Raw genomic sequence first — 26,481 nt, forward strand, 5'->3', positions numbered from 1 at the left:
GAACAATCAGAGGAGATTTTGATGAAAACAGTAAAAAAGAACGAACACTATAAAATGTATAAGGCGGGGAAGCAATGGCTATTTGCTTCACTTGCAACCGTCACGCTTCTTGGTGGAGCTGCTAGTTCGCTAGACAGTACCTTCTTGAGCCATTTTGCGCCAAGCTTGATGAGCAAGGCGTCGGCTGATGATGCTTCTGGTTTGGATAACATTAAATTTGACACTCCGGAAGATGCGTTGATTGGTACTTGGACTGATTTGAAGGAAGTGGACAATCAAGCACCTGATGGAAAGCAATACATTAACTACCAGGCCAAAAACCTTTATGTTCGTAAGGACACAAAGACACACAAGCTTGTGGCCAACTATATTGCCGGACGGACAACGATTACGTTGACATCCATGAATGCGCAAAATTCCATGGTTCTTCAGACGTCTTCAGATGGCGGTAAAAACTGGAAAGACGTTAAAACGGTTCGAGCATCGGCCCGAAATGGTTCCGTTGATTTTACCATTCCATCTGACATTGATACGAACAACGCGGAGATTCGTGTCGGCTATCAATCCGATAGTGGTCAAAAAGATGGTTCTTCGGGTGGTTGGAATTACTATACACCCGCTGATGTGGCGATTGTTTCGAGCGATGCTCAAGCTGCCCAACAAAAGACTGATGAGGCACAGGCGGAAGCTTCTCTTGCCCAAAAGAAGACTACGCAGGAAAATCTTGATAAAGAATACCAGAAGGTTCAAGACGAAATTAACGGCGATACTGGCTTAACTACTGCGGCAAAGAACCAGCAGTTGGCTGATGCCAAGAAGGCCTACGAAACTGCGTCAAATTCATACCAAGAAAACGACAATGCAGCGGATACAAAGACTGATGAAACAACTGGTATTCAAAACATTGATAACGCTTACCAAAAGCCTGAAACGTTAGACAACCAACGTGCCGATGCCCGTCAGATTGTTGATACGAAGGCCAAGCAAGCGAACAAGGACATCAATGCAAACCCAAACATGACGGATGCTGAAAAGACAGCAGCCCTTAAAAAGGTTAAGGATGCCCAGGATACGTTGGATAACAACATCAGCAAGGCTGATGCTGATGGTATTCCAGCGGCACGTGATGAAGAAACGAATAATAAGAACATTACGACGGCCAACAACGACTTTGAAAAGTCTTTGCCAACCCGTGTGATTGACGCAACAAACCAAATTGAACAGGATCGTCAAGCAGCCCGTGCCAAAGTCGCCAATGATCCAACATTGACATCAGATGAAAAGACGGAACAAAACAACGCCATCGACAAGACGGCTTCCGATGCGACGTCAAAAATCAAGGCTGATGCCAATGCGCAAAGTGTTGTTGACGACATGAAGGACGTTGATAGCAAGATTGAGGCGCCTTATAAGACCGGAACGCCACTTGCCACGCAGAAACAAACGGCAACGCAGAAGTTTACTGATTTAGCCGACCAAACGAACCGCGATATTGATAACGACACGTCTCTGACGGATGCCGAAAAAGACGCTCAGCATAAGGCAGTTGCTGCCGCTTTGACGAAGGCTCAACAGGCGATTGCGGATGCAACGAACGCCGATGATATTAACAAGGTTCGTGATGGACAAGACTACAGCAATGCCATCACTGGTGCTCACAAGGCTGGAGAAGAAAGCCTTGGTGACCGTAAAAAGAATGCTCAACAAGCAATTGATGATGCACGCCAAAACACGGAAAACTCAATTGCCGGTGATGATCGTTTGTCAACTCAGCAAAAGGCTGATCAAAAGGCGGCTGCTGAAAACGCATGGAAGAAAGCAAATGCTGCCATTAATGCGGATGGTGCCGATGCACAAGCAATTAAGGATGCTGCTGATAATGGTGTGACAAACATTGATAACGCCTATCAAGCTGGTCAAGACTTGTCCACACAAGCCACTGCTGCCAAGGACAAGATTAAGGATGCAGCTGATCAAGCGAAGGCCGATATTAACAGTGATTCCTCATTAGACGATGCGACAAAGCAAGCTCAGAGTGCTGCTGTTGATAAGGCTGCCGAAAACGCGGATAGTAACGTTGACAATGCCAAAAGTGCTGATGCCATTAATCAGGCAACGAATGCAGGCGTTAAGAACATCACGGTTCTGAACGCGGTTAAAACCAGTGCCTTAAATAGCATTGATCAAGCTATTAAGGATACTAAGGCCAAGATTGCGTCAGATGATCGTTTAAGTGCAGCCGAAAAGACTGAACAAAATAACAAGGTCGATGCTGATGCAGCAACTGCTAAGGCAACGGTTAATAACGAAACGGATGCTTCAAAGGTTGCTACTGAAGGTACAAATGGTGGAAACAGCATTACTGCTGAGTACAAGCCAGGTAAGGATCTGTCTGATCAAAAGACTGGTTCAGAGGACAAGATTAAGGATGCCCAACAGGCTGCTAAGTCAGCTGTAGAAGGCGATTCACTCCTAGATGAAAGCACCAAGACGGCTCAGAAAGCAGCGATTGATCAGGCTGCTCAAGCAGCGGAAAGTAATGTTTCAAACGCCAAGACTGCTGATGAAATTAATCAGGCAACGTCAACTGGTGTCGACAACATTTACGCATTGAACACTGCTAAGATTAATGCTAATGCTGCTATCGACAAGGCCGTGACTGATACCAAAGCTAAGATTGCAGCTGATGATCGTTTGAGTGCAGCCGATAAGACTGCTCAAACTAGCAAAGTCGATTCAGATGCAACGGCTGCGAAGTCCACAATTAATGCAGAAACGGTCTCGGCTAAAATTGCTGACGAGGGTACCAATGGTGCCAACACGATCGCTGCCGAATACAAGCCAGGTAAGGAATTGTCTGATCAAAAGACGGATGCCGAAGACAAGGTAAAAGCGGCTGCAACTGCTGCTAAGGCGGCAGTCGACAATGATTCATCTTTGGATGAAAACACTAAGTCAGCCCAAAAGAACGCCATTGATAAAGCAGCACAAAACGCGGACGATATTGTTGCTACCAAGACATCCGCTGATGACATCAATAACGCAACCACTGCCGGCATCGACAACATTAACGCCTTGAATGCTGCTAAGAAGAGTGCACTTTCTGCAGTTGATCAATCCGTGAAGGACACGAAAGCCAAGATTGATGCCGATAAGGGACTTTCATCTGATGAAAAGACGGCTCAAAAGGCTAAAGTTGATCAAGATGCAAGTGATGCAAAGACAACCATCAATAGTGAGACCGATGCTGCCAAAGTCGCTGGTGAAGGAACTGATGGCGCCAACACTGTTGCTAGTGAGTACAAGGCCGGTTCGTTAGACAATGCCAAGGATAAGAACAAGGCTAACATTGATTCAGCCGCTGATGATGCCAAGAAGGCTGTGGATGCCGATGATTCATTGACGCCAGCCGACAAGAGTAAGCGGAAGGCAGCCATCGATAAGGCTGCTGCCAATGCTAAGAACGATGTTGATAACGCTAAAAATGCCGATGATGCCAACAAGGCAAAGACAAACGGCGATGAAAACATTGCTGGCTTGAACACTGCCAAGAACGCTGCCGATGCCAAGATTGACCAAGCCGTGAAGGACACGAAGGCCAAGATTGCAGCTGACTCAGCGTTAACTGCTGACGAAAAGAAGGCACAAAGCGACAAAGTAGATGAAGACGCCGCAACGGTTAAGGCTAACATCGATGATGCCACGAACAACGATGACATTGATGCTGCAACAACCAATGGTGTGAATACGATTGATGCTGACTACAAGGCTGGCTCAATGTCTGGTGTTAAGGATAAGAATAAGGCCGATATTGACTCAGCTGCTGACGATGCCAAGAAGGCTGTCGATGCTGATGATTCATTGACACCAGCTGACAAGAGCAAGCGGAAGGCGGCCATTGATAAGGCAGCCGACAAGGCCAAGAACGACGTTGACAACGCCAAGAGCGCTGACGATGCTAACAAAGCAACGACTGATGGTAATCAGAACATTGCCGGTTTGAACGATGCTAAGAACGCTGCCGATGCCAAGATTAACCAAGCCGTGAAGGACACGAAGGCCAAGATTGCAGCCGATGATGCCCTTTCGATTGATGAAAAGAAGGCACAAAGTGACAAGGCCGATCAGGATGCAGCCACAGCTAAGTCCAACATCGACGACGCCACGAGCAACGACGATATCGATGCAGCCGCTGCGGCCGGTGTTACGAACGTGGATGGCGACTATAAGGCTGGTTCAATGTCCGATGTGAAGGATACGAACAAAGGCAAGATCGATGCAGCTGCTGACGATGCTAAGAAGGCTGTTGATGCCGATGATTCCTTGACGCCAGCTGACAAGACTAAGCGGAAGGCGGCAATCGATAAGGCAGCTGCCAAGGCAAAGAACGACGTTGACAATGCCAAGAGTGCAGATGATGCCAACAAGGCAACGACTGATAGTGACAAGAACATTGCCGGTTTGAACGATGCTAAGAACGCTGCTGATGCCAAGGTCGACCAGGCTGTCAAGGACACGAAGGCCAAGATTGCAGCCGATGATGCCCTTTCTGCTGACGAAAAGAAGGCACAAAGTGACAAGGCTGATCAAGATGCCGCAACGGCAAAGGCCAATGTAGATGATGCCACGAACAACGATGACATCGATTCAGCAACGACCGATGGTATTACGAACGTGGATGGCGACTATAAGGCAGGTTCAATGTCCAATGTGAAGGACAATAACAAGGCCAACATTGATTCAGCGGCTAACGATGCCAAGAAGGCCGTTGATTCTGATGATTCATTGACTCCTGATGCCAAGAGCAAGCGGAAGGCAGCCATTGATAAGGCAGCTGCCAAGGCCAAGAACGATGTTGACAACGCCAAGAGCGCTGACGATGCCAATAAGGCCACATCGGATGGTGACAAGAACATTGCCGGTTTGAACGCTGCCAAGAACGCAGCAGAGGCGAAGATTGACCAGGCTGTCAAGGACACGAAGGCCAAGATTGCATCTGACGATGCCCTTTCAACTGATGAAAAGAAGACACAAAACGATAAGGCCGACGAAGATGCCGCAACGGCTAAGGCTAACATTGATGATGCCACGAACAATGATGATATCGATTCAGCTACAACAGCTGGTGTTACGAACGTGGATGCCGACTACAAGGCTGGTTCAATGTCTGATGTTAAAGACCAGAACAAGGCCAACATTGATGATGCAGCTGATAACGCCAAGAAAGCTGTGGATGCCGATGATTCATTGACGCCAGCTGACAAGACTAAGCGGAAGGCGGCCATCGATAAGGCAGCCGACAAGGCAAAGAACGACGTTGACAACGCGAAGAGTGCTGACGATGCCATTAAGGCTACGACGGATGGTGACAAAAACATCGCCGGTTTGAACGATGCCAAGAACGCAGCTGATGCCAAGATTGACCAAGCTGTCAAGGACACGAAGGCCAAGATTGCAGCTGACGATGCCCTTTCAACTGATGAAAAGAAGGCACAAAGTGACAAGGTAGATGAAGACGCCGCAACAGCTAAGGTCAACATCGACGATGCCACGAACAATGACGAAATCGATGCAGCCACAACTAAGGGTTCAGAATCAATTGATGCCGACTATAAGGCTGGTTCTATGTCTGGTGTTAAAGACCAGAACAAGACCAACATTGATGATGCAGTTGATAAAGCTAAGAAGGTTGTCGATGCCGATGGTTCGTTGACGCCAGCCGACAAGAGCAAGCGAAAGGCAGCCATCGACAAGGCTGCTACCAAGGCAAAGAACGACGTTGACAATGCGAAGAGCGCTGACGATGCCAACAAGGCCACGACTGATGGTGACAAGAACATCGTCGGTTTGAACGATGCCAAGAACGCAGCTGATGCTAAGATTGACCAGGCAGTGGCTGACACAAAGGCTAAGATTGCTTCTGATTCATCATTAACTTCTGATGAAAAGAAGACACAAAGTGACAAGGCTGATGAAGATGCTGCCACAACCAAGGCAAACATCGATGACGCCACGAACAGTGACGAAATCGATGCAGCCACAACTAAGGGTGTTGAAGCTATTGATGCTGACTACAAGCCAGGATCAATGGACGATGTTAAAAACAAGAACAAGTCCAATATTGATGCAGCGTCTGATGATGCTAAGAAAGCAATTGATAACGATGGTTCCTTAACACCGGATGCAAAGGATAAGCGCAAAGCTGCCATTGATAAGGCTGCTGCTAAGGCTAAGAGTGACATCGACAATGCCAAAAGTGCGGATGATGCTGACAAGGCCACGGTTGATGGTAACCAGAACATTGCCGGTTTGAACGATGCCAAGAACGCAGCGGATGCCAAGATTGATAACGCCGAAAAGTCAACGAACGGTAAGATTGATGATGATTCAGCGTTAACAACTGATCAAAAGAAGTCACAAAGCGATAAGGCTGCTGCCGATGCCGCCGCTGCAAAGGCCAACATCGATAATGCAACCAATAGTGACGAGATCACGGCAGCAACAGTCAATGGTGTTAAGGCCATTGCAGCTGACTACAAGGCTGGTTCGATGGAGGATGTCAAGAACCAGAACAAGGCCAACATTGATGATGTGGCAAACGATGCCAAGAAGGCCATTGATAACGATGGTTCATTGACGCCGGCTGCCAAGAATAAGCGTAAGGCTGCCATCGATGAGGCTGCTGCGAAGGCCAAGGCTGATATTGATAACGCGAAGACCGCTGACAATGCAGGTACAAATGCTGATGATGGTGCAGCTACTATTGCTGGCTTGAACGGTGCTAAGGATTCTGCTGGTGTTCAAATTGATCATGCTGCTGACAAGGCTAAGTCCGATATCGACAATGATGCTTCATTGTCCGGTAAGGAAAAGAACAACCAGGATCAGCAAGTTGATCAGGCCGTGGCAAATGCTAAGGCGGCCATTGATTCAGCGATTGACCTGGATGCAGTGAGCCAGTTGAAGGATTCTGGTCTTGCCGTTATTAACAAGATTCATCAATCAGGATTACCACTCGGTCAACAGCAACAATCCGCTAATCGCTTTGTTGAAAACGAAGCAGCAAAGGTGCGTGCTGAGATTGAAAACGATCCTTACTTAACACAAGCTGAAAAGACTGCTCAGTTCGCAGCTTTGGACGCAATGATTCAAGACGTTAAGCAGTCAATTGCCTCTGCTAAAGATAGCGATGCACTTGAACAAGTACTCGTTTCTGGCAAGCAAAAGATTGAATCCGTTTACCATATGGGTGTCAAGAAGACGGAACAACCAGTTCAGAAACCGGTTGTAAAGAAGGATAGCCCAATGCCTGAAACAGCTAGTCGTGTGAGTCGTCATGCTCAAGAAACGATTGGCCTGGCATTGACCGCTAGTCTTTCAACATTCTTCTTAACTAAGAAGCGTCACGATAAGTAAGCAAGTGTAAAAACTGCTCATTTAAAAAGCAGCTGAAAGAATATTCTTTCGGCTGCTTTTTCATTTTGGATATTAAATTTAAGAAAAGAGCCTCCTATCATAAAAGATAGGAGGCTCTTTTTGTTTACTTGGCCAAACGCTTATCAATGTAATAAAGCAGGTAGCCAAAGACTAGGAAAAAGATTAGTAGGGCAGCGACAATGCAGAACACAGCATGCCAACCAATTAGCTCAGAATTGATAAAGTAGTAAGGATAGTGCTCACCGGTCAGTGGGTAGACAATTTTAAAGTTGGCTGCAATCACAGTGAACGCATAATAAATAAGCGGAATGCCTAACCAATAGAGAGGCGCTTTGATGGAAAAACGGCCCTTTTGATCAAAAAGGAGCCAGTCTAGGATAACCATGCTTGGTACCACGAGGTGAACCAGTAAGGTACCGGTGAATTGCCAGGCACCGTGGATATTAAAGGAGTGAGGTGCTAAAATTCCCCAATAAATTAGCATAGTCACCGTAATGGCGAGTGTTACCGCTCCCTTAATGTTTGGGGAACGCACTTGATTGTGATGGATCAAAAGACCAATGAAGTATAGGATGCAAAGTACGTTTGACAACGTCGTATAGTAAAGTAGCATCGCTGGCTTAAGTTCCGTGTTGATGGCAACACCCACTAACCCAATAGTAATCAGTAGTATACGGTAAATCTGTCGGAACCGTGTAGAACGAATCGTCATGATAAAGTCATCCTTTCATGCAGCCGATAGTGAATCTTGACTAATTGAGTATACTATAAAATAAAAGGCAAGTCATGTAATTGTTTTGTAACTTTTTTGTAATCATTTAGAAATGATGATGTTTTTATTTATACATTTCGTGAAATAATTATCAAGTTTGATAAAAAGATTGCTTGTTTGTGTTATAGTAAATCGGTATAAGGGGAAGGTTTGACTTTCTTAGCTATAATTATACAAACAATCAGATGAGGAACGCCACAATGAAAATTTTAATTATACAAGGACAGCCGGACGATCAATCTTTTGCCCATGCGAATGCCATGCATAGTTATGAAGTTCTTCGGGAAGATGGTGTGGAAGTCAGGTTCGTTGATTTGGCGATTGATGATTTTGATCCAGTTTTACGTTACGGGTACCGTGCTCGAATGGAAAGCCAATCTTACATTCAAGAGGTACAACATAAAGTTGCATGGGCAGATCACATTTGTTTTTTCTTCCCAGTATGGTGGGGGGCCGAGCCGTCCGTTTTGAAGGGCTTGATTGATCGCGCTTTCACACCGGGATTTGCGTATAAACGGAATGGACCACTGCATGTGCAGGGACTGTTGCAGGGTAAAGAAGCGAGTCTTTTTTTGACGTCTGATGACCCCGCCTTTTTTCAGCGTCGGTATGGTGGTGTTGTTTCGCATTGGAAGCGTGATATTCTTGGCCATGCTGGAATTAAGCTGACCAAAACGATGATTCTCGGTGGGGACCGTTGGCTCAATGATGAGGAAGAACGGACCGATTTTATTGATCGTTGTTCCCAAGAGATTGAGGCAATGGCCGTTCGTGATATGCACCATTCACTTCTAAAAGAGTTACTTAAAAAATAATGATGACACAATAAAAGTCGCCACCCATCGTTTAGAGGGTGACGACTTTTTTAGTGATTAGGCTCGATCAAACCATTGACGGTTCGTTGTCTGGTTTAATGGGGTTAAGCGAGCTTTCGTGTTTTGCTTTGTTTCACGACCAACATTGGCTGTTGCCAAAACCCCGGTTTCTTGTTCAATATAGAAGAGGGGCCGGCCTTTAACTTCGGTAAAGACTTTTCCAATGTAGGTGCCAACTACCCCAATGGCGATGAGGTTAAGTCCTCCGAGGAGCCAAATGGAAATCATTAAGGACGACCAACCGGCGGTTGGATTACCAATCAATTTTTCAACAATCGTATAGATAATCTCAATACCAGCAATTGATGAAACAACAAGACCAAGGTTGAAAAGCAACTTAATTGGTTTAACAGAGAAGGAGGTAATGCCGTCAATGGCAAAGTTTACCATCTTTTTCAATGGATACTTTGACGTGCCAGCTTCTCGTTTGGCCCGCTGATAGTAAACCTTAGCGGATGGGTAGCCAATCAAGGGAACCATGGCCCGTAAGAAGAGATTCTTTTCTGGCATGGCGAGTAACGCTTGAACGGCTGTCTTTGACATTAAGCGAAAGTCAGCGTGGTTTGGAACGAGTTCGACGCCTAGCCAGTCAGCGACTTTGTAAAAGGCCAGAGCTGAGTTTTTCTTAAACCAGGTATCGGTTTCACGAGAGGAACGAACCGCATAGACAATTTCGTTTCCTTCAAGATACTTGTCGACCATTTGACCAATAATTTCCGGGCTATCCTGTAAATCGGCATCAAGCGTGATGGTGATGTCTGCCAGTTTGATGGCCTCACTGAGTCCGGCAATTAAAGCCGGTTGGTGACCGAAGTTACGAGAGAGTTTGATCGTTAAAACATCTGTGTGCTCTCGTTCTAAGCTCTGCATGATGGGGTAGGTTTGGTCCTTTGATCCGTCATCAACAATTAGGATAAAGGAGCCAGTGGCGATTTTATTTTGTTGAATTAAATCATCTTTAATGCCCTGCAACTTTGACACCGTGTGTTGGAGCATCTCCTCTTCGTTATAAGCAGGTAGGATGAGTGCTAACTTAGGTGTCTTTTTAACTTGTGTGAGCATGGCGAACTCCTTTCTTTTTGTGATTATGAAGCAGCAGAGGAAAGGTCATAGAGGGTAGAGTTACCTGATTGGCCACCCATGCCACCCATTGGCATGCCAGTTGACTGGCTTGAACTTGATGAAGAAGATGAGCTGTAGCTGACCTTTGTACCATTCTTCTTGACCCATGTCAGGATCTTTGAAATGTCACCAGTCGATGCCTTGGTGTTCCCAATAACGAAGTAGCGGAGTTGTCCACTTTTGACGAGCTTCTTAAATTGGGCTAAAGTCATTGTCGGATCAGTACCGTTATAACCACCGATGGCCATGACCGCCTTCTTCGACTTAATGATGTAGCCAGAAGCGGAATTGGAATCAGTTGTTGCAAAGAGGTACTTAGCAGAACCTTGGTGCTTCTCTGTGTAAGAAAGCAATGCTGAATCAACTGAACCACCCATGTCTGAAGAGCCCTTTGAGGAAAGTAGTGAAGGGTTAGCATTGGGGATTGCTGCCGAGGTGTGTGACAGGGTTGGCGTTAGTGCCCAGAATCCTGAAAGCAGCGAAACGACGATGATTGAGAGAGCAATCTTGAGCTTTGTGGCCACGACTTTGTTAAAGGACCAAAGGGCGGCAACCGCAAGGCCAAGCAAGATAATGATAATGCCTGCAACCGGATAGTAAGACCAAGCATAGTAGGCTTGGAGGGCTGTTGTGCCAACAATCGTGATGGCCAGAAGAGACTTGGCAATGAGACCTTGCTTTAAGCCGCCTTCCTTCACCATCTTAGCAACGGCGACTGCCCCGATGGCCGTCAAGGCTGCAATGGCTGGTGCTAACATGATCGTGTAATAAGGGTGGAAGAAGGAAGCCACGGAGAAGAATCCGTAGACTGGGACAAACCAGCCGGCCCAGAGCAGAACGTCTGATTGTTCGTCTGAGATGCTGTACCACTTACCACCCTTTTTACGGAAGGCCCACCAGCCAGTACCAATTCCAAGAATTGCGAATGGTAGGAACCAACCGATTTGAGAACCAAGATCAGATTGGAAAAGACGGAACGGACCGGCAGAACCGATGGCAAAAGCAGAATTACCACCACCGGCCATACGGCCCTTACCACCTTTACCAGGGTTGCCCATCTTACCGGACGGCTTCGTGCCTGTTGGTGCACCGTTTTTGGAACCTGATGGTTTAGTACCTGTCGGTGCTCCCGTTTTAGAACCAGTCGGTGCTTGACCTGTTGGAGCAGTTCCCTTTGTACCGGTCGTTCCACCAGGAGGGGTGTTTCCGGTGTTGGTACCCGTTGTACCAGTCGTCGTGTTCTTAGTAGTGGACTTGGTGCCTGTTGGCTTTGTGCCTCCAGGTCCGCCGTTACCACCCGACTTTTTAGAAGACTTGCCCATACCAGCGAATGTGCCGCCAGTACCGGAAGTTTGTCCCAAGAGTCGTTGTGTACCGTTATAACCAAAAGCTAATTCCATTAAGGAGTTGGTTTGAGAGGAACCAATGTAGGGACGGCTCGAAGTGGAAACGGAATCAACACTTGCTGGATAGGCAACGGTGAAGATACCAAGAGAGGCCATGGCGGCCAATAGCCAAAGAACTTTTTTCTTCCAGGGCAACTTGATTGCCACCCAGTAGAAGACAAGCATGGCTGGTAAAATCATGAAGGCCTGCAACATCTTGATGTTAAAGGAAATACCAATGAGGGCAAAGGCAATGAGAACGAGCCAGAACCTCTTTTTGGCGACGGCCCTGGTTAACGTGTAAACCGCTAAGAGTAAGAAGAAAACCAGAATAGCGTCCATGTTGTTGGTTCGCGAGTTGGCAACGACCGTTGGCGTTAAGGTCATCACTAGTGCGGCTAAACGACCAGCCCATGGACCGAACTTGGGGGTAATTAACTTGTAGAGAAGGGCGACGGAGCCAATCCCTGCCAGAACGGAGGGAAGGACAATTGACCAACCGTGAACCCCGAAGATTTTGGCTGAAATCGCCATGAACCAAAGGGCAACTGGTGGCTTATCAACGGTGATAAAGCCGGCTGGATCGAAAGCCCCATACCAGAAATTATGCCAGGATTGAACCATTGATGTAATGGCTGCTGTATAGTAAGAATTAGCCGAACCAGCATCCCAGATTCCCCAGCCGTATAAAAAGGCGGCGAGGATTAGGATACCGAATAAGTACCAATCCATTTTTTTCAAAGACAGTTTTTTCATCAAACTTGCCTCCTTCGATAGGATAAACATAGTTTAAATTGGTATGCCTATATTAAAATTAAATGAGTTTCAAGTGAAAATTAAATGTTTGGACCAGGTGAATGGCAATAAAAGTGGTGCATTAAATAGAAGGAAAAGGACTTTTTGTTACGATTTGCTAGTAACAAGGTCGTCTTTTCATCAAAGAAGTTATGGTAAACTAGTCACACGTTTTGACTGTGGAGGATGGTATGAAGACAAGTCAGTTAGTGGATTATGAAGTGTTTGGTGCTGGAACACCCATCGTTTTCTTGCACGGGATGGCGTTGAATAAGGAAAGTAACCGTCTCTTTTTTGAACCGTTTTTGCGAACTTCGGATTACCAGCGAATCTATTTAGATATTCCGGGGATGGGGGCGAGTGCGCCAACGTCGCAGGCAACGGGGCAACAAGTGGCTGAAACGCTCTTTCGTGCCATTCGAGAAATCATCGGCGAACAGTCCTTTGTTTTCTATGGGCATTCCTTTGGTGGTTACATGGCTCAGGTTCTTACGGAGATGTTTGCCGGCCAAGTCATTGGTCTTTTCCTAACGGGCTCAGTGGTAACCGCCGACAAGTCCAAGCGCTTACTTGCGAAACCAACCCAGGTGATTGTTGACAAGGTCGTAGTAACTGACGATGCGCACTATTATGATGATTTTTTGACGATGAGTAGTCAAATTAGTCAGGCCAACTGGGAGACCTATCGACGACTGATCGTTCCAGGACTAAAAACCGTTAACCATGCCTTTTTGCAGGAGCTACACCAACATTACACCGTTGCAAATGAAGACCAATTACGGCAGAAGAATTACCGGATACCGTTGACAATGATGATCGGTAAAAACGACCAAGTGGTCGGCTATCAGGAACAGTGTCAATTAGCTGAGCAAAGTGAGGGAGGCGAACTTTTTTTGTTAAGTCGAACGGGACATAACGTGATGATTGACCGACCGGTCCTTACGAAGCTAGCCTTTCAAAATTTCTTGACCACTGTTGCGACCTTCAGCAAGGGATTATAGGACAAATAAAAAGGGGAAGACCTCAGATTGCGGGTCTTCCTCTTTTTAGTGGGAACTAGGTTGTCCGTGGTTTAGCCAAACCACTTGTTTTCAATTTCCTTCATGTAGCCATCCTTCTTCAGCTTATCGAGTTGTTCGTTAACTTTCTTTTGCAAAGTTTTGTCGCTCTTCCGGAAACCGACCACATCGTCATCTGCTTGGAAACCGCCATCGATGATTTGGTACTGGTCGAGGGTTCCTTGCTGCTTCAAGAAGTAGCGGGCGTAATCTTCATCAACCAAGATTCCGGTCAAGCGGTCAGCATTCAAGTCCGCGAAGGCCTTGTCGAAAGTGTCATAGCCCACCGCTGTTTGGTCTTTGATGTATTGCTTTAGAATCTTTGGTTGGTCAGCCAGTGCCGTTTCAGCAGAAGATTGCGTCTGCAAGCCAAGGGTTTTGCCCTTCATGTCAGAATACTTTGTTACCCCGGAAGATTTCTTCACAACGAGGGCTAAAGGCGCGTTGTGATAGGGCTTTGAGAAACTGACTTTTTTGGCCCGATCGGCTGTTTTCGTGTAGCCGTTCCAAATAGCATCGATGTTTCCGGTGTTTAACTCCGTTTCTTTCATCGACCAATCAATTGGTTGCCACTTGACTTTGATGCCAAGGTTGTCAAAGACCTTCGTGGCCAAGTCAATATCAAAACCAACGATTTGGCCGGAAGAGTCGCGGAAGCCCATCGGAACGAAAGTGTCATCTAGCCCAATCGTGATGGTTTTTTTCTTTTCAATCTTTGACCATTGATTCTTTTTCCCAGAAGACTGACTATTGCCTGGCTTGAGCCCGACAACGAGGAGCAAAGCGATGGCACCTGCAAAGATGATTCCGATGATGCTGTTGATGATGATTTTTTTATTCTTTTTCATTTTGATACCTCTTTTGTAAAGTCGAATGTGCGGTCTGAAATGGTTTTTTCAAAAGGCAAGTCATGGGTGACCACTAGTTGACTAACGCCCTCTTTTTTCAGCTGTAACATAATGCTTTCCACCTGCCTTGTTGACTGTTCGTCCAAGCCAGAAGTCGGTTCATCGTAGATGATGACTTGTGGCTCCATTGCCAGGGCTCTGGCAATCGCGACCCGCTGTTTTTGCCCACCAGAGAGTTGGTATGGATATAAGTTGGCCTGTTCGGTAATGTTTAATTTACGGAGTAGTTCGCTTGTCTTTTGGGTGATGCTCGGTTGATCTGCTTTTTTCACGATTTTTGGTGCTAGTTCGATGTTCTCTTTCACGGTTAAGTGTGGGAAAAGGTTGAAATCTTGGAAAATGAGGGCAAACTGTTTGCTGACCTGGGGTGTTCCCACTGGAAATTGTTCGTTTCCAATGGTAATCGTGCCAGACTGGGCTTCCTCTAAGCCGGTTAGGACTTTAATCAGGGTTGTTTTCCCAATTCCGGAAGGCCCCATGACAGTGAGAATTTCACCGTCATCAAGTGTGAGGGACAGATTCTTGAAGATTGTTTTGTCACCAAATTGTTTGGTTAGGTTTTGAATTTGAATCATGGGTTACCTCCAACGGTTTAGTTTCTTTTCACTTTGGCGTAGTAGGACGGTCACAAAGCCGGTCATGAGCAGGTAGAGAACCCCGACGATTAGGTAAGGGATGAGTGTCACTTCTCGACTAGCGGCAATGGAACCTGCTCGAAGGATGTCGCCTAGTCCAATCACGTAAATTAATGAGGTGTCCTTCACCAGGTTAATCACTTCGTTACCGAATGGCGGCACGATGATTTTGATGACCTGGGGCAGGATGATGCGAAAGAAAGACTGACTTTTACTAAGTCCCAATACCTGAGCAGCCGCCAACTGTCCTTGAGGAATCGCCTGTAGGCCGCCACGGAAAATCTCAGCTAGGTAAGCCGCATAGTTGATAATAAAGGCGAAGATGGCCGCATCAAAACGGGAAAAAGTGATGCCAACCATTGAAAGGCCGTAGTAGATAAAAATCAATTGTAGTAAGAGGGGGGTTCCCCGCATGATCCAGATATAGGCATTAATAATCCAACGTAAAACAAAGTATTCTGAACGCATGCCAATGGCTACAAGGATGCCAATCGGAATCGACCCGATTAAAGTTAAAAGAAAGACCAGAACGGTCATTTGTAAACCGGACAGAATGCCCGGTATAAAGCTGATAAATTGTTCCATGTTAAGTTCTCCAATAATAAACAAAAACGCCCCCTAAGTATTACTACTTAGAGGGCGTTGCACGCGGTCCCACCTCATCATTCTTTCACCATCACTGATGAAAGCTCACGGCGTTTGTTAAGAACGCCTTGTCTGGTAACGGGGATTAATCCGGCGCTGGCTACTGATATTCACCAACACACTCCTAGGTGTGTTTCGTTCATTGTCATTGTCTACTTTCAGCTAACGTAAACTCTCTTAGAATGACTGATGAATTACTCGTCCCGGTCGTTGCTTTAGATTGAATGCCTGTATGAAGCACTCTTTGATTTGTTTTCTTGCATTAAATGATGATGTCGTTGGTTGCTTTTTTTCTGGCCATGTTTTTCAAGGCCACCAAAGCACTTACTTAAAATTTCAGTTGATTCAGTCATCTATCCTTCTCCAATCGAAATAAAAACGCCCCCTAAGTATTACTACTTAGAGGGCGTTGCACGCGGTCCCACCTCATGATTCTTTTACCATCACTGATAAAAGCTTAAGACGTCTGTTGACGTCTGGTCCGTAACGGGGACAAACCGACCTAACCTACAAATGATTCAATCAGGCACTCACGGGTGTGTTTCGCAAACCTTCTCCTTGTGATTCTCTCAGCTGTGAATCACTTTCTGTTAAGGAGGGTCAGTTGCTACTCTTCCGCTCAACGTTTTAATTTTCATTTATTATAAAACGATTCATTTTTTAATGCAAGTTTAATTTTAAAAGAAATTAAAAAGTCGCATTCCAGCGAACGCGACTTTGAGAACTAATCTTTTTGTTGCAGCTTTGAATGGCGAACGCCGTAGACAAAGTAGAAGATGATACCGGCAACCAGCCAAATGGAGACCGAAGTCTTCGTAATACTTGGCAGCATGAAGATGAAACCAATGGAACAGAGGCCTGCAAAGACAGGGAGTACTGGGTACCATGGCATCTTGAAGCCATCGTTTGGGATATCCTTGCGACGACGCAGTGGAATAATTCCGAATGAGATGAAGGCAAAGGCAATTAACGTTCCAGCGTTAATCAGTGAGGCAAGTTCACTAAGTGGCACAAGACCGGCAAATACGGCTTGAACAACGGTAGCGACGATGATGGCTTTATCCGGAACCCCTTGCTTCTTGGAAACATGTCCCATAGCCTTTGGCAACAGTCCATCGCGACCAAGGGCGTAGACCAAGCGAGAACCACCAATGAACATGGTCATCATGGCGGTAAAGATACCGAAGAGGGCACCGACCGTAATCAGCTTGTTGAAAGTGGCGAGGTGTACGACTTTCATAGCGAAGGCGGCGGGATCATCGACACCAAGTTGCTTGTAGTTGACAATTCCCGTCAAAACAAATGAGAAAGTCACGTAGAGGACAACGGCGATGACCACCGTTCCAAGGATTCCACGGACAACGTTCTTTCCAGGGTTGATTGTTTCAGCTGAGTTAGCAGCCAGGGCATCAAAGCCGATAAAGGCGAAGAAGACGGTGGCCGCAGCTGTTAGAATACCGCCCATTCCAAAGATACCGCTATGGAATTCACTTGGGTAGAATGGGACGTAGTTATCGGACTTAATGTAGAAAACACCAACGGCGATAAAGAGGATAATGATGGCGACTTTGACGACAACGGCAAAGTTTTCAACCTTTGTCGACATGGCTGAACCGCGCATAATAATGGCAGCGATAATCAACACAATGGCGACGGCCGTAATGTTAATCACGCCACCTTCCATTGGTCCCGCCTGCAGTGCCTTTGGTAAGTTAATACCGACGGCGGACAAAAGGTTATCATTGAAATAAGCAGCAAAACCGGTGGCTTCGGCTGAGACAGCCAGGAAATACTCCAGAATCAGCGACCAACCCAGAATCCAACCGATAATTTCACCGAAGACGACCGATCCGAATGAATAGGCGGAACCGGCAACGGGCATGGCGGATGAGAATTCGGCATAAGCCATCCCCACCATTCCCGAAACCAAAGCAGCCAACAAGAAGGCGATGGCCACGGCAGGACCAGCGTGTGAAGCCGCTTCATGGCCTGGCAAGATAAAAATACCAGTACCGATGACGGCTCCGATTCCAAGACCAATCAGATCCTTGGTCTTGAGTGTTTTTTTCAATTGGGCGTCAGCCTGCATATAGGAGCTGACGGATTCTTTTTTGAAAATGTTCATACGTTCTTCTCAAACTTCCTTTATTGATACAATCTATCTTAATTGATACACTATGATAAGTAAAATTAATAAATAAAATAGTTATATAAGGGAAAACGATTGAAATGAATCGACTACTTGTGCTCGAAACCATTATTCAGATGCAGTCTTTCACTAAGGCTGCCAAAGTGCTTGGCTACACTCAGTCTTCAGTATCGCAGATGGTTGCTGGCTTAGAAAAAGAATTTGGGATTCAAATTCTAAAGCGTTCGCGGAACGGCGTTTCGTTAACTGCTGAAGGAGCGGAGATTTATCCTCTCATTATTCAGACCCTTCGCCAATACCAAGCCTTACAAGAACGGGCAGCGGCCCTGACTGGTTTGAAGACAGGAACGGTTCGGATTGGGGCCATTACTTCTGTTTCGTGCTACTGGCTGCCTGAGCTCTTTAAATCATTTAAGGAAATGTACCCAAACATTGAGTTTGTCTTACAGCAGGGTGATTACGGCATGATTTTAACGTGGCTGAAGAATGGTGAGATTGACTTCGGGCTGATGACAGCCAACTATGGCGAGGGCTTCAACAAAGTCATTTTGCACACAACCGAGATGAAGGCTTTCCTGCCAAGTGGCCATCCATTGACGAAACTTGATCAGATTCCACTTCGAAAACTAACATCCGATCCCTTCATTTTGGTGGAAGGGGGTGGCTACGCCGAACCAATTGAGGCCTTTCAAAAGTCCGGTTTGCTACCAAACGTGCGGTATCGGATTCAAGATGACTATACCATCATGTCCATGGTAGAAGCCGGTCTTGGTATCAGTGTTCTTTCAGAATTGGTGGCTTCACGAACCAACTTTGATGTACAGGTCCGTTCCGTTGAACCAAAGATTGAACGGCCAGTTGCGATTATTTACCGTGATAAGGCGACGCTTCCGATAGCTAGTCAGCACTTTATTGACTTTTTGATTCAACATAAAAAAGAATTATTGTAGCAAAAAGCGACCTGATCCATATCAAAGGGACGGGTCGCTTTTTATTGTTCATCGATGAAGAAGGCGTCGGGAAGAAAGTTGGTCACGATAGTTGCCATCTCAGCGGGTGATTCTGGTGTGCCACGCTTTAGCCACTCAAAGAGAACAGCCGGTAAGGCACCCGTGAAAAAGGGGATGAGGTAGGGTTCGTTCCAAGGCAGTTCCTTTGGTTTTCGTCCTTTTTTAGCAGTGTCTCGAAAATAATTAAAGATATAGGCGGAGAGACCGCTATCAAAGAGAAGGATAAAACGCTCTTTTTGTCCACGGAAAAAGACGAAGACGTCTTTTAAATCCAATTGGACGTCTTTTCGAGTCCAGGTGAATTGTTTGGATTGCTGCCGCCGCTCATCAATGAGTTCTTCTAAATAGTAATTGAGGATGTCTTCCTTACTATCAAAGTTTCGATAGTAAGAGGTCCGTCCAACACCGGCTGTCTTAATTAAAGAAGCAATCCGAATTTCTGAGAATGGATGCTCTTCCAACTCTTTAAAAAGGCCGTCGACAATCTGTTCTTTTACCCGTGCGTTTTCTTGCTGACCGTAGTTCATGGTAATGCTCCTCGTTCTGCTTAGCTACATTGTACCAGATATTTTTTAAGTGGAACATATTGACACAGTCAAAAATCGAGCTAAACTAGATTTTGTGATTAAGTGGTACAAAATGTACCATATTAAGGAGAATATTTATGGAAAACAAACCAACCTATAACCGTGGGCTTGTTTTGGCAATCATGTTGATTGCGGCCATTGCCGGTGCGTTAATGCAGACTTCTCTTGGAACGGCTTTGCCAACCCTGATGAAGGCCTTCGACATTGACCTCTCAACTGCCCAACAAGCAACCACTTGGTTCCTGCTCGCAAACGGGATGATGGTCCCACTATCAGCCTACTTGGCTAAGAAGGTGAAGACCAAGACCTTGCACGTTGTCGCCTACGCGATGCTGCTCGCCGGTGTCTTGATTTCAATGTTCACGCCTGAAAACGCGGATTCATGGTGGATCTTCGTGGCTGGTCGGATTTTGGCCGCCATTGCCGTTGGAATCATGATGCCCCTTTTGCAGATTGTCATCGTCAACATGTACGGTCAAGATGAACGTGGGGCAGCCATGGGAATGATGGGACTGGTTGTCGGAATGGCACCAGCCATCGGCCCAACGTTGACTGGTTGGATCTTGGATAAGGACCACAGCTTCCTCGGTTTGACTTTGTCAGCCCACTGGCAGTCGATTTTCCTCATTCCGGCTATCATCTTGGCCATTGCCGTGGTCTTGGCACCAATCATGATGAAGAACGTGGTGCCAAACCAGAACGTTAGCCTCGATGTCTTGTCACTCGTGCTTTCAACGGTCGGCTTCGGCTTCTTCCTCTGGGGATTCACGAACGTTGCCACTGCTGGTTGGGGTGACTTTGCTCAGGTAATTGCACCAATTATTGTTGGAATTGCCTTCCTGCTCGTCTTCGTCTGGCGTCAATTGAAGTTGGACGTACCGTTCTTGGACGTCCGTGTCTTCAAGGTAAAGTCATTTACGACTCCAACGATTGCCTTGATTCTTGCGATGATGGCCATGTTCGGTGTTGAAATGATGTTGCCAACTTACCTACAAAACGTTCGGGGCATGTCAGCCTTGAACTCTGGTTTGACTTTGATGTGGGGAGCACTCTTCATGGGCTTCTTGTCACCAGTTGCCGGTGTTTTGTACAACAAGTTCGGTGTCAAGTTGCTCTCATTTGTTGGTTTCGGTCTCCTCTTTGTGGGAACCCTACCATACATCTTCTTGACGGCCGAAACGCCAACCATCATCGTTACGGTGCTCTACGCCATCCGAATGGCTGGTGTGGCCTTGACTTTGATGCCATTGACGACCGCTGCCATGTCGGCTTTGCCTGATGAAAAGGCGTCGGATGCAACGGCTGCCAACAACACGCTTCGTCAGGTTTCAACGTCAATCGTTGTGGCCTTGATGACTTCTGTTGTTCAAAACATCATCAACAACCAAACGCCTGGTAAGGCATTGAAGTTGTCTGATCCAATTGCCTATGCAAGCAAAGTCTTGACAGCTTCGCTTGATGGGTTCCAAGCGGCCTTTGCCATTTCATTGGCCTTTGCGGTGATTGGCTTTGTTATAACTTTCTTCATTAAGAACCAAAAGGAGGCCAAGTAATGTTAATTTGGATTATTGCGCTGCTTGCCGTACTGACCATGGTGTCGATCTTCGCTCTTAAAATGAAGAGTTTGAAGGTTATCTTTGGTGGGCTCTTCGCCATCTTGATGCTTGCTTCTTCTGTTATGCTTGCTGCCAACATGAACGGCCACTACGGAATGGAAAAGACGACCACAACTTCAACAAAGCAGGTTTACTCGATCTTGCCCGCCCAGTCACCGGTCGGTGCCGTTGCTGTAAAGAAGATTGGTTCTGACAACTACGTCTTGGTTTACAAGGATGCAGAATCTGATGTCCAAGCAAGCACTCACTTTGTGCCGAACACAAAGAAGGTTGTTGAAGCGGTCAAGCAAAAGGCCACCTATCAAAAGGGAAACGTTACCACTGCAGAAGTGAAGACGAAAACCGTTAAGTGGACCTATAAGTCCGACTTCTACAAGTTCTTATTCAAGCAAAAGGATGAAGACAATATTGTTTCTGTTCGCCACACGTTGATCGTGCCAGAAAATTGGCAGGTCGTGGAAAAGTAATTGAATTTCAGTGATTTATAAAAGGACCTCGAGCTACATAGTGTACGCGAGGTCCTTTTTTAGTTTTCCTTATAATTTGGATTTTGATATAAAATTTGTTCGATATTATTTTGTTTTGAAAACTTGTTCAATTTTAATACCGTGTAATGGCTCTGTCCCTTTGCGTAGTCAATTTCACTTGCCAAGAAAGTGGAGATTGGTAGTAAAATGTTAGCATTATTTTTTTCTTCGGAAAAGAATAAAAAGCACTTACTGTCTTCTTGAAAAACCATGAGCCAGTGCCAACGAATTTTTGATCCAGGAGTATAGCGGATTCGGTTAAACATCATTCGGTGGTTGCTTATATAGTGTTGTAAGGAAGTGATGATTTCAAGTCTATCAAGAATTAAGGGGTAGTAAATTGATTTTTTTACGAAATCATTGGATAGTTCGCCGGTTAAAATCTTCTCAAACGCTTTAATCGGTGTTAGTTGTCTTCCGCTTGCATCCGTTGCGTCCAATAAATTCAAAGCGGTTAACTTATGAAGACCAGCTAAATGGAAAAAGTTGGAGCGATTAAAGTGAAGAATCTTTTCAATCGCTTTTCTTTTTTTACCTAAAATTTTTTGAATTCAAATTGAGATAATTCATGATAGGCTTGTGCGGCCGTAAGTAGTTTATCAGTCATGTAATCACTCCAATAAAAAAGGAGACCAGAAGGTCTCCTTTTTGCATTTTTGTTCGCTGGCTTGCGGAAAATGTCGAAACCCTCTAAGGAAAATACATCCACACAATGCTTACCAGCACACCCTGTGGCTTATCCTTATCAGGCACTCAAGTTACCTGATGACACCCATAGTATAGCTAATTATTATTTGAAAGACAATAGGTGAAGCAGGTTATGCTAAATCGAAATAAAAAAGTCCTGCTCACTTCAACGTAAGCAGGGCTTTTTGACTTTTTAAGCTTCTGGTTTAACCAAGAAGTTTTCTTTGAAGTTACCGTTCAAGGCGTTTTCAAAGTTCTTGTACGAGATCGAAATCATGTCGTGCAAGGCGTTTTCCGTGTAGGAACCAATGTGTGGCGTTACCACAACCTTTGGATAGAGCGCCTGGAATTCGGCCATGATGGAACCCTTTTCCTGCAAGGCTTCTGGCTTGACCTGTCCGAAGTAAGCGCGTTCGTTTGAAATCACGTCCGTGGCAAAGCCCTTGATGTCGCCGGCCTTAACAGCAGCGATAATGGCTTCTTCATCCGTAATTTCGGCACGGGCCGTGTTGACCAAGACAGCCGATGACTTCATCAGCTTCAACTGGTCAGCAGCGAAGAACTGGTCGTTTGAACCCTTGAAGTAAGGAACATGCAATGAAACAATGTCTGCTTCCTTCAACAAGTCTTCCATGGAGGCGTAAGTCAGGATGTCTTCGATGCCATCCTTGGGGTATGGGTCGTAACCCAGCACCTTGGCGCCAACACCCTTCCAAAGCTTGGCTTCAGCCAAACCAATCTTACCGGTACCCAAGATACCAACCGTCAAGGATTGGAATTCAGGAACGAAGGAAGCGGGGTTTGGACGGAAGTCGCCTTCTTCTGATGAAGTAACGGCCCCGGCCAAGTTCCGGTTTTGCATGATACCCAAGCCAAAGGCCAAGTCGGCCACGGCGTATGGGGAGTATGCTGGCACGTAGGCTACGATTTGACCGTTTGCCTTGGCAGCGTCCAAATCGATGTGGTTGTAACCAACCGTCCGAGTGAAGACATACTTGATGCCCCATTCAGCCATTTGGTCCAGGTTTTGCTTGTCGGCCACGTTGTTGGCCCGGAGCAAAACGCCGTCAAAGCCCTTGACCAAGTCGATGTTGTCATGGGTCAGGTTTTCGGACTTGTAAGTCATTTCGAAGCCTTCTTTGTTCAAGGCGTCGAAGTGGGGAACTTCGTTATCACGAGTTCCAAAAGAAATAATCTTAAAAGCCATGTTGGCCTCCTAACTCGATTTTGTTTACTTAAAGAGTGACAGGTCGCCCAAAAGTTGCACGATGATGATCCAGAATGGGATGGCCACCGTTGCAAAGATGGTTGAGATAAGTGACGTGTTTGACGCCATCAATGACTGGCGGTTGAAGGCCATGGCGTAGTTAACGGCCACCGTTGCAACCGGCGTTGCCATCATGATGACCATGGTTGCCAAGGCAACATGGTCAACGGGCAAGATGCCCATGGCTGAAGTGACAACAACGAGCAAGATCATGATGATGGGCACAATCACGACTTTGTTAAATGAGTAGTACCAAGCCGTCTTGTTCTTCAAAGCTTCGCCGAATGACATCTGGGCCAAGTTGGCACCGATGGCCAACCAGGCAAGTGGGGATGCCAATGATGACAAGGTCTTAAACCATGAGTTCAACCATGGCAAAGTCGCATCGATTCGGTAGAAGGCGACGTGTTGGGCCACCGTTTTACCAGTCGTTGCGTTTGTTACGTTGGCAAGAACCTGTGGGGCAGCGTTTTGAACCAACCAGAGGATCAAACCAAGGAAGGTGGCGATGACGATTGGGTTCAAGAACATCTTCTTGATGTGCTCGGCCTTCATCTGTTGACCTGACATCTTGATGTAAGCGTATGAGTACAAGAAGATCCGGTAACCGATGTTAAAGATGGAAGAGTACATGATTCCCTTGGCACCGTAAACGGCCCCAACGATTGGCATTCCGAAGAAAGTCGTTGAACCAAAGGATGTCAAAACACCCAAAACATCACGTTCATCCTTACCGTATTTGGCGTATAACCAAGGCATGCTAATAATCAAGATGATGTAAATCAAGATTCCCCAGACCAAAACAGACATTCCCTGTTCCAAAGTCTTTTGGTTCAAAGGGGCCATAAATGACGTGAAGGCCAACAGTGGTAAAGCAACGGTCATGGTAACCGTTGTTAATGTTTTAACAGCACCTTCCTTGAGGCGGTTTGTCTTGCGCAACCAGTAACCAAGCAAAATCGTACCAATCGTAGCAACGATGGCGCCGATGATGGAGGCGTTGGTCACGACTTTGTGAATTGAATCTGCGATATTCATGAAAGTCTCCTATGATACTTTGTTATTAAATTGTCAAACTCAGACATACCAGTATCTCATTGCCTTCTTAAAAAGTCAATAATATGGGACGTAAAATCATAAAAAAGTTTAAAAATTTTAACGTACGGAACGGTTGTTCGATTTTAAATTATCATGTATAATAAGGATATTCTTTATGAGAGAACGTGAAAGCCCCAGACCATTGGTCTGGGGCTTTTTCGTTATTCATAATTGCTATTAAGGGAATTAGTTAGAAATGGTCTAATTCTTTTTTGAATGGTTTTACTTACTAAAGTCAACGGTTGGATTAGCCTGGGCATTAGAATCTGCTTGGAAGTAAGCCATCTTTTGGTGGTTAGTCATGGAAGCAATCAGTGAGGATGGGAAGGAAACCACGCGGTTGTTGTAAGCTTGAACGGCTTTGTTATACTTTTTGCGTTCATAGGTAACCCGGTTGTTAACTCCTTCTAATTGAGCCATCAACGTGTTCATTTGATCAGAAGATTTTAAGTTTGGGTAGTTTTCATTGATGGTTGAAACCATTAGATTAAAAGCACGGTCCTGAGATTGCATGGCACTCGTCTTCTGGTCTTGGCTGCTAGCGTTGTCGTATGACTGCTTAGCGGAATTATACTGTGTTCTGGCTTCAGCAATTTTACCGTACACGGCGGATTCTTGTCCCTGCGAACCTTTGACGGCGTTCACGAGGTTTGGAATCAAATCCGCACGGTTTTGTAGGGCGGTTTGCACCTCACCGGTTGCGGCATCAACGTTTTGTTGTTCGCGGTTCAAGCCGTTTGAACCCGAAACAAAGAAGGTGATGAGTAGGAGGAAGAGGACGCCAATACCGATCAAAATTTGAAACGAACGTTTTTTATAGAAGGGTTGTGTTGCGTTGATAACTGTCATGTTGTTTTCCTTTATCTGCTTTTGTTAGTGTTATTTTATTTTAGCTCAGCTGTTTTTTCAATCTAAAAGTCGGAACCGCCACCGCCGAAGTCACCTCCGCCGAAGTCGCCACCGCCAGCGTCGCCTCCCCAGCCCCCAAAGTCGGAACCACCAAAGCCACCGGAACCATCAAAGTGGTCGTGGTGATCATCGTCGTGATGGGAGAAGAGCCAGGAAAGCAGCCAGCCAATAGAGAACCAAGAAAAGCCGTTCATTCGGCCAGAAGAACCGCGCGAAGGATGCGACCGTGGACCTCCGCTGGTGTCTTGATAATTTTCGTAATCATAGGCTCGGTTCGTCGGTCCTTTTTTCTTTTTTAAGGAAGAAAGGACTTTCCAAATGGTTAAGACGACAAGGACGAGTAAGAAAAGAACAAGGGCATTCGGTAGGTCGTTTTGTGCTTTCTGAGTGGTTGCTTGCTTTCCCTGTTGAGTACTCGTTTGATTGTGGGGAGATGGATTACCTGCGTAGGCTCCCCGAACGTCTAAGAAGAGGTCCAGGATTCCTTGGTCGTTTTGACTGGTGCTCGAAGACTTTAGTTTCGACTGGTTTTCAAGCAATAGCTTGTGAAGGGTGGCATCTGGCAGGTACTGTTCCATCCCCGTTCCCGTTGCAATCCGGACGTTGTTCTTACCGCCGTTTTTAGCAAAGACAATGAGGACGCCATTGTCGTATTTTTTGGAACCAGGGTGCCAATCACTTCGGAGGGTGAGGTCGTTGGTAAAGTCGGCGATGGACTGGCCATCAGTCGAATTGACGGTCAGAACGGCAATTTGGACTTGATCGTCATAACTGGCCATCTTTTCGTTAGCTTGACGAATTTGGTTGACGGTATCAGATGATAGGATGTTGGCATAGTCCGAGACGAGGGGGTAGTTGCTGTTTGGCATGAGCGTTTCGGGGTTTTCCGCTGAAACGGGGTGGGCCTGGTAAAAACCAAGCCCTGGTAGAAAGAAAAGGGTTGCCATGAATAATAGCAATCCCTTCTTGTTGTGAATTAGGTTAACCATTGATCCTCCT

Annotated in this window: 20 protein-coding genes and 2 other annotated features; of the genes, 6 read left to right on the top strand and 14 right to left on the bottom strand. The window is 46.0% G+C overall.

The genetic code is table 11. The annotated features are described in order from the left end of the window. The first annotated feature begins 21 nt into the window (after positions 1 to 21). Positions 22 to 7,416 (top strand): DUF1542 domain-containing protein, encoded by a 7,395-nt coding sequence (locus ACSYSL_RS05930; protein ID WP_491708556.1) that lies wholly within the window; start codon positions 22 to 24, stop codon positions 7,414 to 7,416. Between the two features lie 124 nt (positions 7,417 to 7,540). On the opposite strand, the gene ACSYSL_RS05935 is transcribed toward ACSYSL_RS05930, so the two are convergent. Continuing rightward, complete coding sequence (locus tag ACSYSL_RS05935) at positions 7,541 to 8,149, bottom strand: Pr6Pr family membrane protein (RefSeq protein ID WP_491708557.1); 609 nt, start codon at positions 8,147 to 8,149, stop codon at positions 7,541 to 7,543. Between the two features lie 260 nt (positions 8,150 to 8,409). Between ACSYSL_RS05935 and ACSYSL_RS05940 the strand changes: the two genes are divergently transcribed. Further along, the gene (locus ACSYSL_RS05940) at positions 8,410 to 9,024 is read left to right on the top strand and encodes an NAD(P)H-dependent oxidoreductase (RefSeq protein ID WP_010017638.1); all 615 of its coding nucleotides are present in this window, start codon (positions 8,410 to 8,412) and stop codon (positions 9,022 to 9,024) included. A 57-nt stretch (positions 9,025 to 9,081) separates the two neighbouring features. On the opposite strand, the gene ACSYSL_RS05945 is transcribed toward ACSYSL_RS05940, so the two are convergent. Beyond that, the gene (locus ACSYSL_RS05945; RefSeq protein WP_491708558.1) at positions 9,082 to 10,146 is read right to left on the bottom strand and encodes a glycosyltransferase family 2 protein; all 1,065 of its coding nucleotides are present in this window, start codon (positions 10,144 to 10,146) and stop codon (positions 9,082 to 9,084) included. Positions 10,147 to 10,169: 23 nt separating this feature from the next. Further along, complete coding sequence (locus ACSYSL_RS05950) at positions 10,170 to 12,347, bottom strand: ArnT family glycosyltransferase (RefSeq protein ID WP_491708559.1); 2,178 nt, start codon at positions 12,345 to 12,347, stop codon at positions 10,170 to 10,172. A gap of 230 nt (positions 12,348 to 12,577) precedes the next feature. Here ACSYSL_RS05950 and ACSYSL_RS05955 point away from each other — a divergent pair, with 230 nt between their 5' ends. Continuing rightward, complete coding sequence (locus ACSYSL_RS05955; RefSeq protein ID WP_491708560.1) at positions 12,578 to 13,387, top strand: alpha/beta fold hydrolase; 810 nt, start codon at positions 12,578 to 12,580, stop codon at positions 13,385 to 13,387. 71 nt (positions 13,388 to 13,458) lie between these two features. Here ACSYSL_RS05955 and ACSYSL_RS05960 read toward each other — a convergent pair whose 3' ends face one another. The 5 genes from ACSYSL_RS05960 to ACSYSL_RS05980 all read right to left on the bottom strand — a co-directional run bounded on the left by ACSYSL_RS05960 (position 13,459) and on the right by ACSYSL_RS05980 (position 17,757). Beyond that, positions 13,459 to 14,292 (bottom strand): amino acid ABC transporter substrate-binding protein, encoded by an 834-nt coding sequence (locus ACSYSL_RS05960; protein WP_491708561.1) that lies wholly within the window; start codon positions 14,290 to 14,292, stop codon positions 13,459 to 13,461. After that, entirely contained in the window at positions 14,289 to 14,927 is a 639-nt protein-coding gene (locus ACSYSL_RS05965) for an amino acid ABC transporter ATP-binding protein (RefSeq protein WP_491708562.1), read from the bottom strand. Before ACSYSL_RS05965 ends, ACSYSL_RS05960 begins: the two co-directional genes overlap by 4 nt. Before the next feature lie 3 nt (positions 14,928 to 14,930). Then, positions 14,931 to 15,572 (bottom strand): amino acid ABC transporter permease, encoded by a 642-nt coding sequence (locus tag ACSYSL_RS05970; RefSeq protein ID WP_010017648.1) that lies wholly within the window; start codon positions 15,570 to 15,572, stop codon positions 14,931 to 14,933. Positions 15,573 to 15,619: 47 nt separating this feature from the next. Further along, positions 15,620 to 15,852: a binding site (T-box leader), on the bottom strand. Further along, positions 15,848 to 15,985 (bottom strand): hypothetical protein, encoded by a 138-nt coding sequence (locus ACSYSL_RS05975; RefSeq protein WP_010017649.1) that lies wholly within the window; start codon positions 15,983 to 15,985, stop codon positions 15,848 to 15,850. It overlaps the preceding feature by 5 nt. 46 nt (positions 15,986 to 16,031) lie before the next feature. Continuing rightward, positions 16,032 to 16,264: a binding site (T-box leader), on the bottom strand. 92 nt (positions 16,265 to 16,356) lie between these two features. Further along, positions 16,357 to 17,757, bottom strand: a complete 1,401-nt coding sequence (locus tag ACSYSL_RS05980) for an APC family permease (protein ID WP_010017650.1) — start codon at positions 17,755 to 17,757, stop codon at positions 16,357 to 16,359. 104 nt (positions 17,758 to 17,861) lie between these two features. On the opposite strand from ACSYSL_RS05980, the gene ACSYSL_RS05985 reads away from it, so the two are divergent. Continuing rightward, positions 17,862 to 18,731 carry a LysR family transcriptional regulator gene (locus tag ACSYSL_RS05985; protein ID WP_187753863.1) on the top strand — a complete coding sequence of 290 codons (870 nt, stop codon included), beginning with the start codon at positions 17,862 to 17,864 and terminating at the stop codon, positions 18,729 to 18,731. Positions 18,732 to 18,772: 41 nt separating this feature from the next. Here ACSYSL_RS05985 and ACSYSL_RS05990 read toward each other — a convergent pair whose 3' ends face one another. After that, complete coding sequence (locus tag ACSYSL_RS05990; RefSeq protein WP_491708563.1) at positions 18,773 to 19,318, bottom strand: TetR/AcrR family transcriptional regulator; 546 nt, start codon at positions 19,316 to 19,318, stop codon at positions 18,773 to 18,775. A gap of 137 nt (positions 19,319 to 19,455) precedes the next feature. Here ACSYSL_RS05990 and ACSYSL_RS05995 point away from each other — a divergent pair, with 137 nt between their 5' ends. Together ACSYSL_RS05995 and ACSYSL_RS06000 are read left to right on the top strand one after the other, a co-directional pair. Continuing rightward, positions 19,456 to 20,931 carry a DHA2 family efflux MFS transporter permease subunit gene (locus ACSYSL_RS05995; protein ID WP_010017654.1) on the top strand — a complete coding sequence of 492 codons (1,476 nt, stop codon included), beginning with the start codon at positions 19,456 to 19,458 and terminating at the stop codon, positions 20,929 to 20,931. After that, positions 20,931 to 21,461, top strand: a complete 531-nt coding sequence (locus ACSYSL_RS06000) for a DUF4811 domain-containing protein (RefSeq protein ID WP_010017656.1) — start codon at positions 20,931 to 20,933, stop codon at positions 21,459 to 21,461. The genes ACSYSL_RS05995 and ACSYSL_RS06000 overlap by 1 nt, the downstream gene beginning before the upstream one ends. Before the next feature lie 59 nt (positions 21,462 to 21,520). Here ACSYSL_RS06000 and ACSYSL_RS06005 read toward each other — a convergent pair whose 3' ends face one another. From ACSYSL_RS06005 to ACSYSL_RS06025, 5 genes are all read right to left on the bottom strand, one after another. Beyond that, complete coding sequence (locus ACSYSL_RS06005; RefSeq protein WP_491709094.1) at positions 21,521 to 22,072, bottom strand: PBECR4 domain-containing protein; 552 nt, start codon at positions 22,070 to 22,072, stop codon at positions 21,521 to 21,523. Positions 22,073 to 22,401: 329 nt separating this feature from the next. After that, positions 22,402 to 23,415, bottom strand: a complete 1,014-nt coding sequence (locus ACSYSL_RS06010; RefSeq protein WP_491708564.1) for an NAD(P)-dependent oxidoreductase — start codon at positions 23,413 to 23,415, stop codon at positions 22,402 to 22,404. A gap of 24 nt (positions 23,416 to 23,439) precedes the next feature. Next, a complete protein-coding gene (locus ACSYSL_RS06015; RefSeq protein ID WP_187753868.1) occupies positions 23,440 to 24,513 on the bottom strand; it encodes an AEC family transporter in 1,074 nt (357 codons plus the stop codon). A gap of 282 nt (positions 24,514 to 24,795) precedes the next feature. Beyond that, positions 24,796 to 25,422 (bottom strand): LemA family protein, encoded by a 627-nt coding sequence (locus ACSYSL_RS06020; protein WP_010017664.1) that lies wholly within the window; start codon positions 25,420 to 25,422, stop codon positions 24,796 to 24,798. A gap of 62 nt (positions 25,423 to 25,484) precedes the next feature. Beyond that, positions 25,485 to 26,471: a TPM domain-containing protein gene (locus tag ACSYSL_RS06025; protein ID WP_491708565.1), complete on the bottom strand. Its 987-nt coding sequence runs from the start codon at positions 26,469 to 26,471 to the stop codon at positions 25,485 to 25,487. Positions 26,472 to 26,481: the final 10 nt, after the last annotated feature.

It is taken from the genome of Fructobacillus sp. ESL1129 (assembly GCF_058507945.1).

Bases quoted from the DNA above. Each gene is read 5' to 3' on its own strand.
- ACSYSL_RS06000 (WP_010017656.1), top strand. From the start codon at position 20,931: ATGTTAATTTGGATTATTGCGCTGCTTGCCGTACTGACCATGGTGTCG.
- ACSYSL_RS05970 (WP_010017648.1), bottom strand. From the start codon at position 15,572: ATGGAACAATTTATCAGCTTTATACCGGGCATTCTGTCCGGTTTACAA.
- ACSYSL_RS05965 (WP_491708562.1), bottom strand. From the start codon at position 14,927: ATGATTCAAATTCAAAACCTAACCAAACAATTTGGTGACAAAACAATC.
- ACSYSL_RS05985 (WP_187753863.1), top strand. From the start codon at position 17,862: ATGAATCGACTACTTGTGCTCGAAACCATTATTCAGATGCAGTCTTTC.
- ACSYSL_RS05935 (WP_491708557.1), bottom strand. From the start codon at position 8,149: ATGACGATTCGTTCTACACGGTTCCGACAGATTTACCGTATACTACTG.
- ACSYSL_RS05975 (WP_010017649.1), bottom strand. From the start codon at position 15,985: ATGACTGAATCAACTGAAATTTTAAGTAAGTGCTTTGGTGGCCTTGAA.
- ACSYSL_RS05980 (WP_010017650.1), bottom strand. From the start codon at position 17,757: ATGAACATTTTCAAAAAAGAATCCGTCAGCTCCTATATGCAGGCTGAC.
- ACSYSL_RS05995 (WP_010017654.1), top strand. From the start codon at position 19,456: ATGGAAAACAAACCAACCTATAACCGTGGGCTTGTTTTGGCAATCATG.
- ACSYSL_RS06015 (WP_187753868.1), bottom strand. From the start codon at position 24,513: ATGAATATCGCAGATTCAATTCACAAAGTCGTGACCAACGCCTCCATC.
- ACSYSL_RS05955 (WP_491708560.1), top strand. From the start codon at position 12,578: ATGAAGACAAGTCAGTTAGTGGATTATGAAGTGTTTGGTGCTGGAACA.
- ACSYSL_RS05950 (WP_491708559.1), bottom strand. From the start codon at position 12,347: ATGAAAAAACTGTCTTTGAAAAAAATGGATTGGTACTTATTCGGTATC.
- ACSYSL_RS05960 (WP_491708561.1), bottom strand. From the start codon at position 14,292: ATGAAAAAGAATAAAAAAATCATCATCAACAGCATCATCGGAATCATC.
- ACSYSL_RS05990 (WP_491708563.1), bottom strand. From the start codon at position 19,318: ATGAACTACGGTCAGCAAGAAAACGCACGGGTAAAAGAACAGATTGTC.
- ACSYSL_RS05930 (WP_491708556.1), top strand. From the start codon at position 22: ATGAAAACAGTAAAAAAGAACGAACACTATAAAATGTATAAGGCGGGG.
- ACSYSL_RS06025 (WP_491708565.1), bottom strand. From the start codon at position 26,471: ATGGTTAACCTAATTCACAACAAGAAGGGATTGCTATTATTCATGGCA.
- ACSYSL_RS05940 (WP_010017638.1), top strand. From the start codon at position 8,410: ATGAAAATTTTAATTATACAAGGACAGCCGGACGATCAATCTTTTGCC.
- ACSYSL_RS05945 (WP_491708558.1), bottom strand. From the start codon at position 10,146: ATGCTCACACAAGTTAAAAAGACACCTAAGTTAGCACTCATCCTACCT.
- ACSYSL_RS06010 (WP_491708564.1), bottom strand. From the start codon at position 23,415: ATGGCTTTTAAGATTATTTCTTTTGGAACTCGTGATAACGAAGTTCCC.
- ACSYSL_RS06020 (WP_010017664.1), bottom strand. From the start codon at position 25,422: ATGACAGTTATCAACGCAACACAACCCTTCTATAAAAAACGTTCGTTT.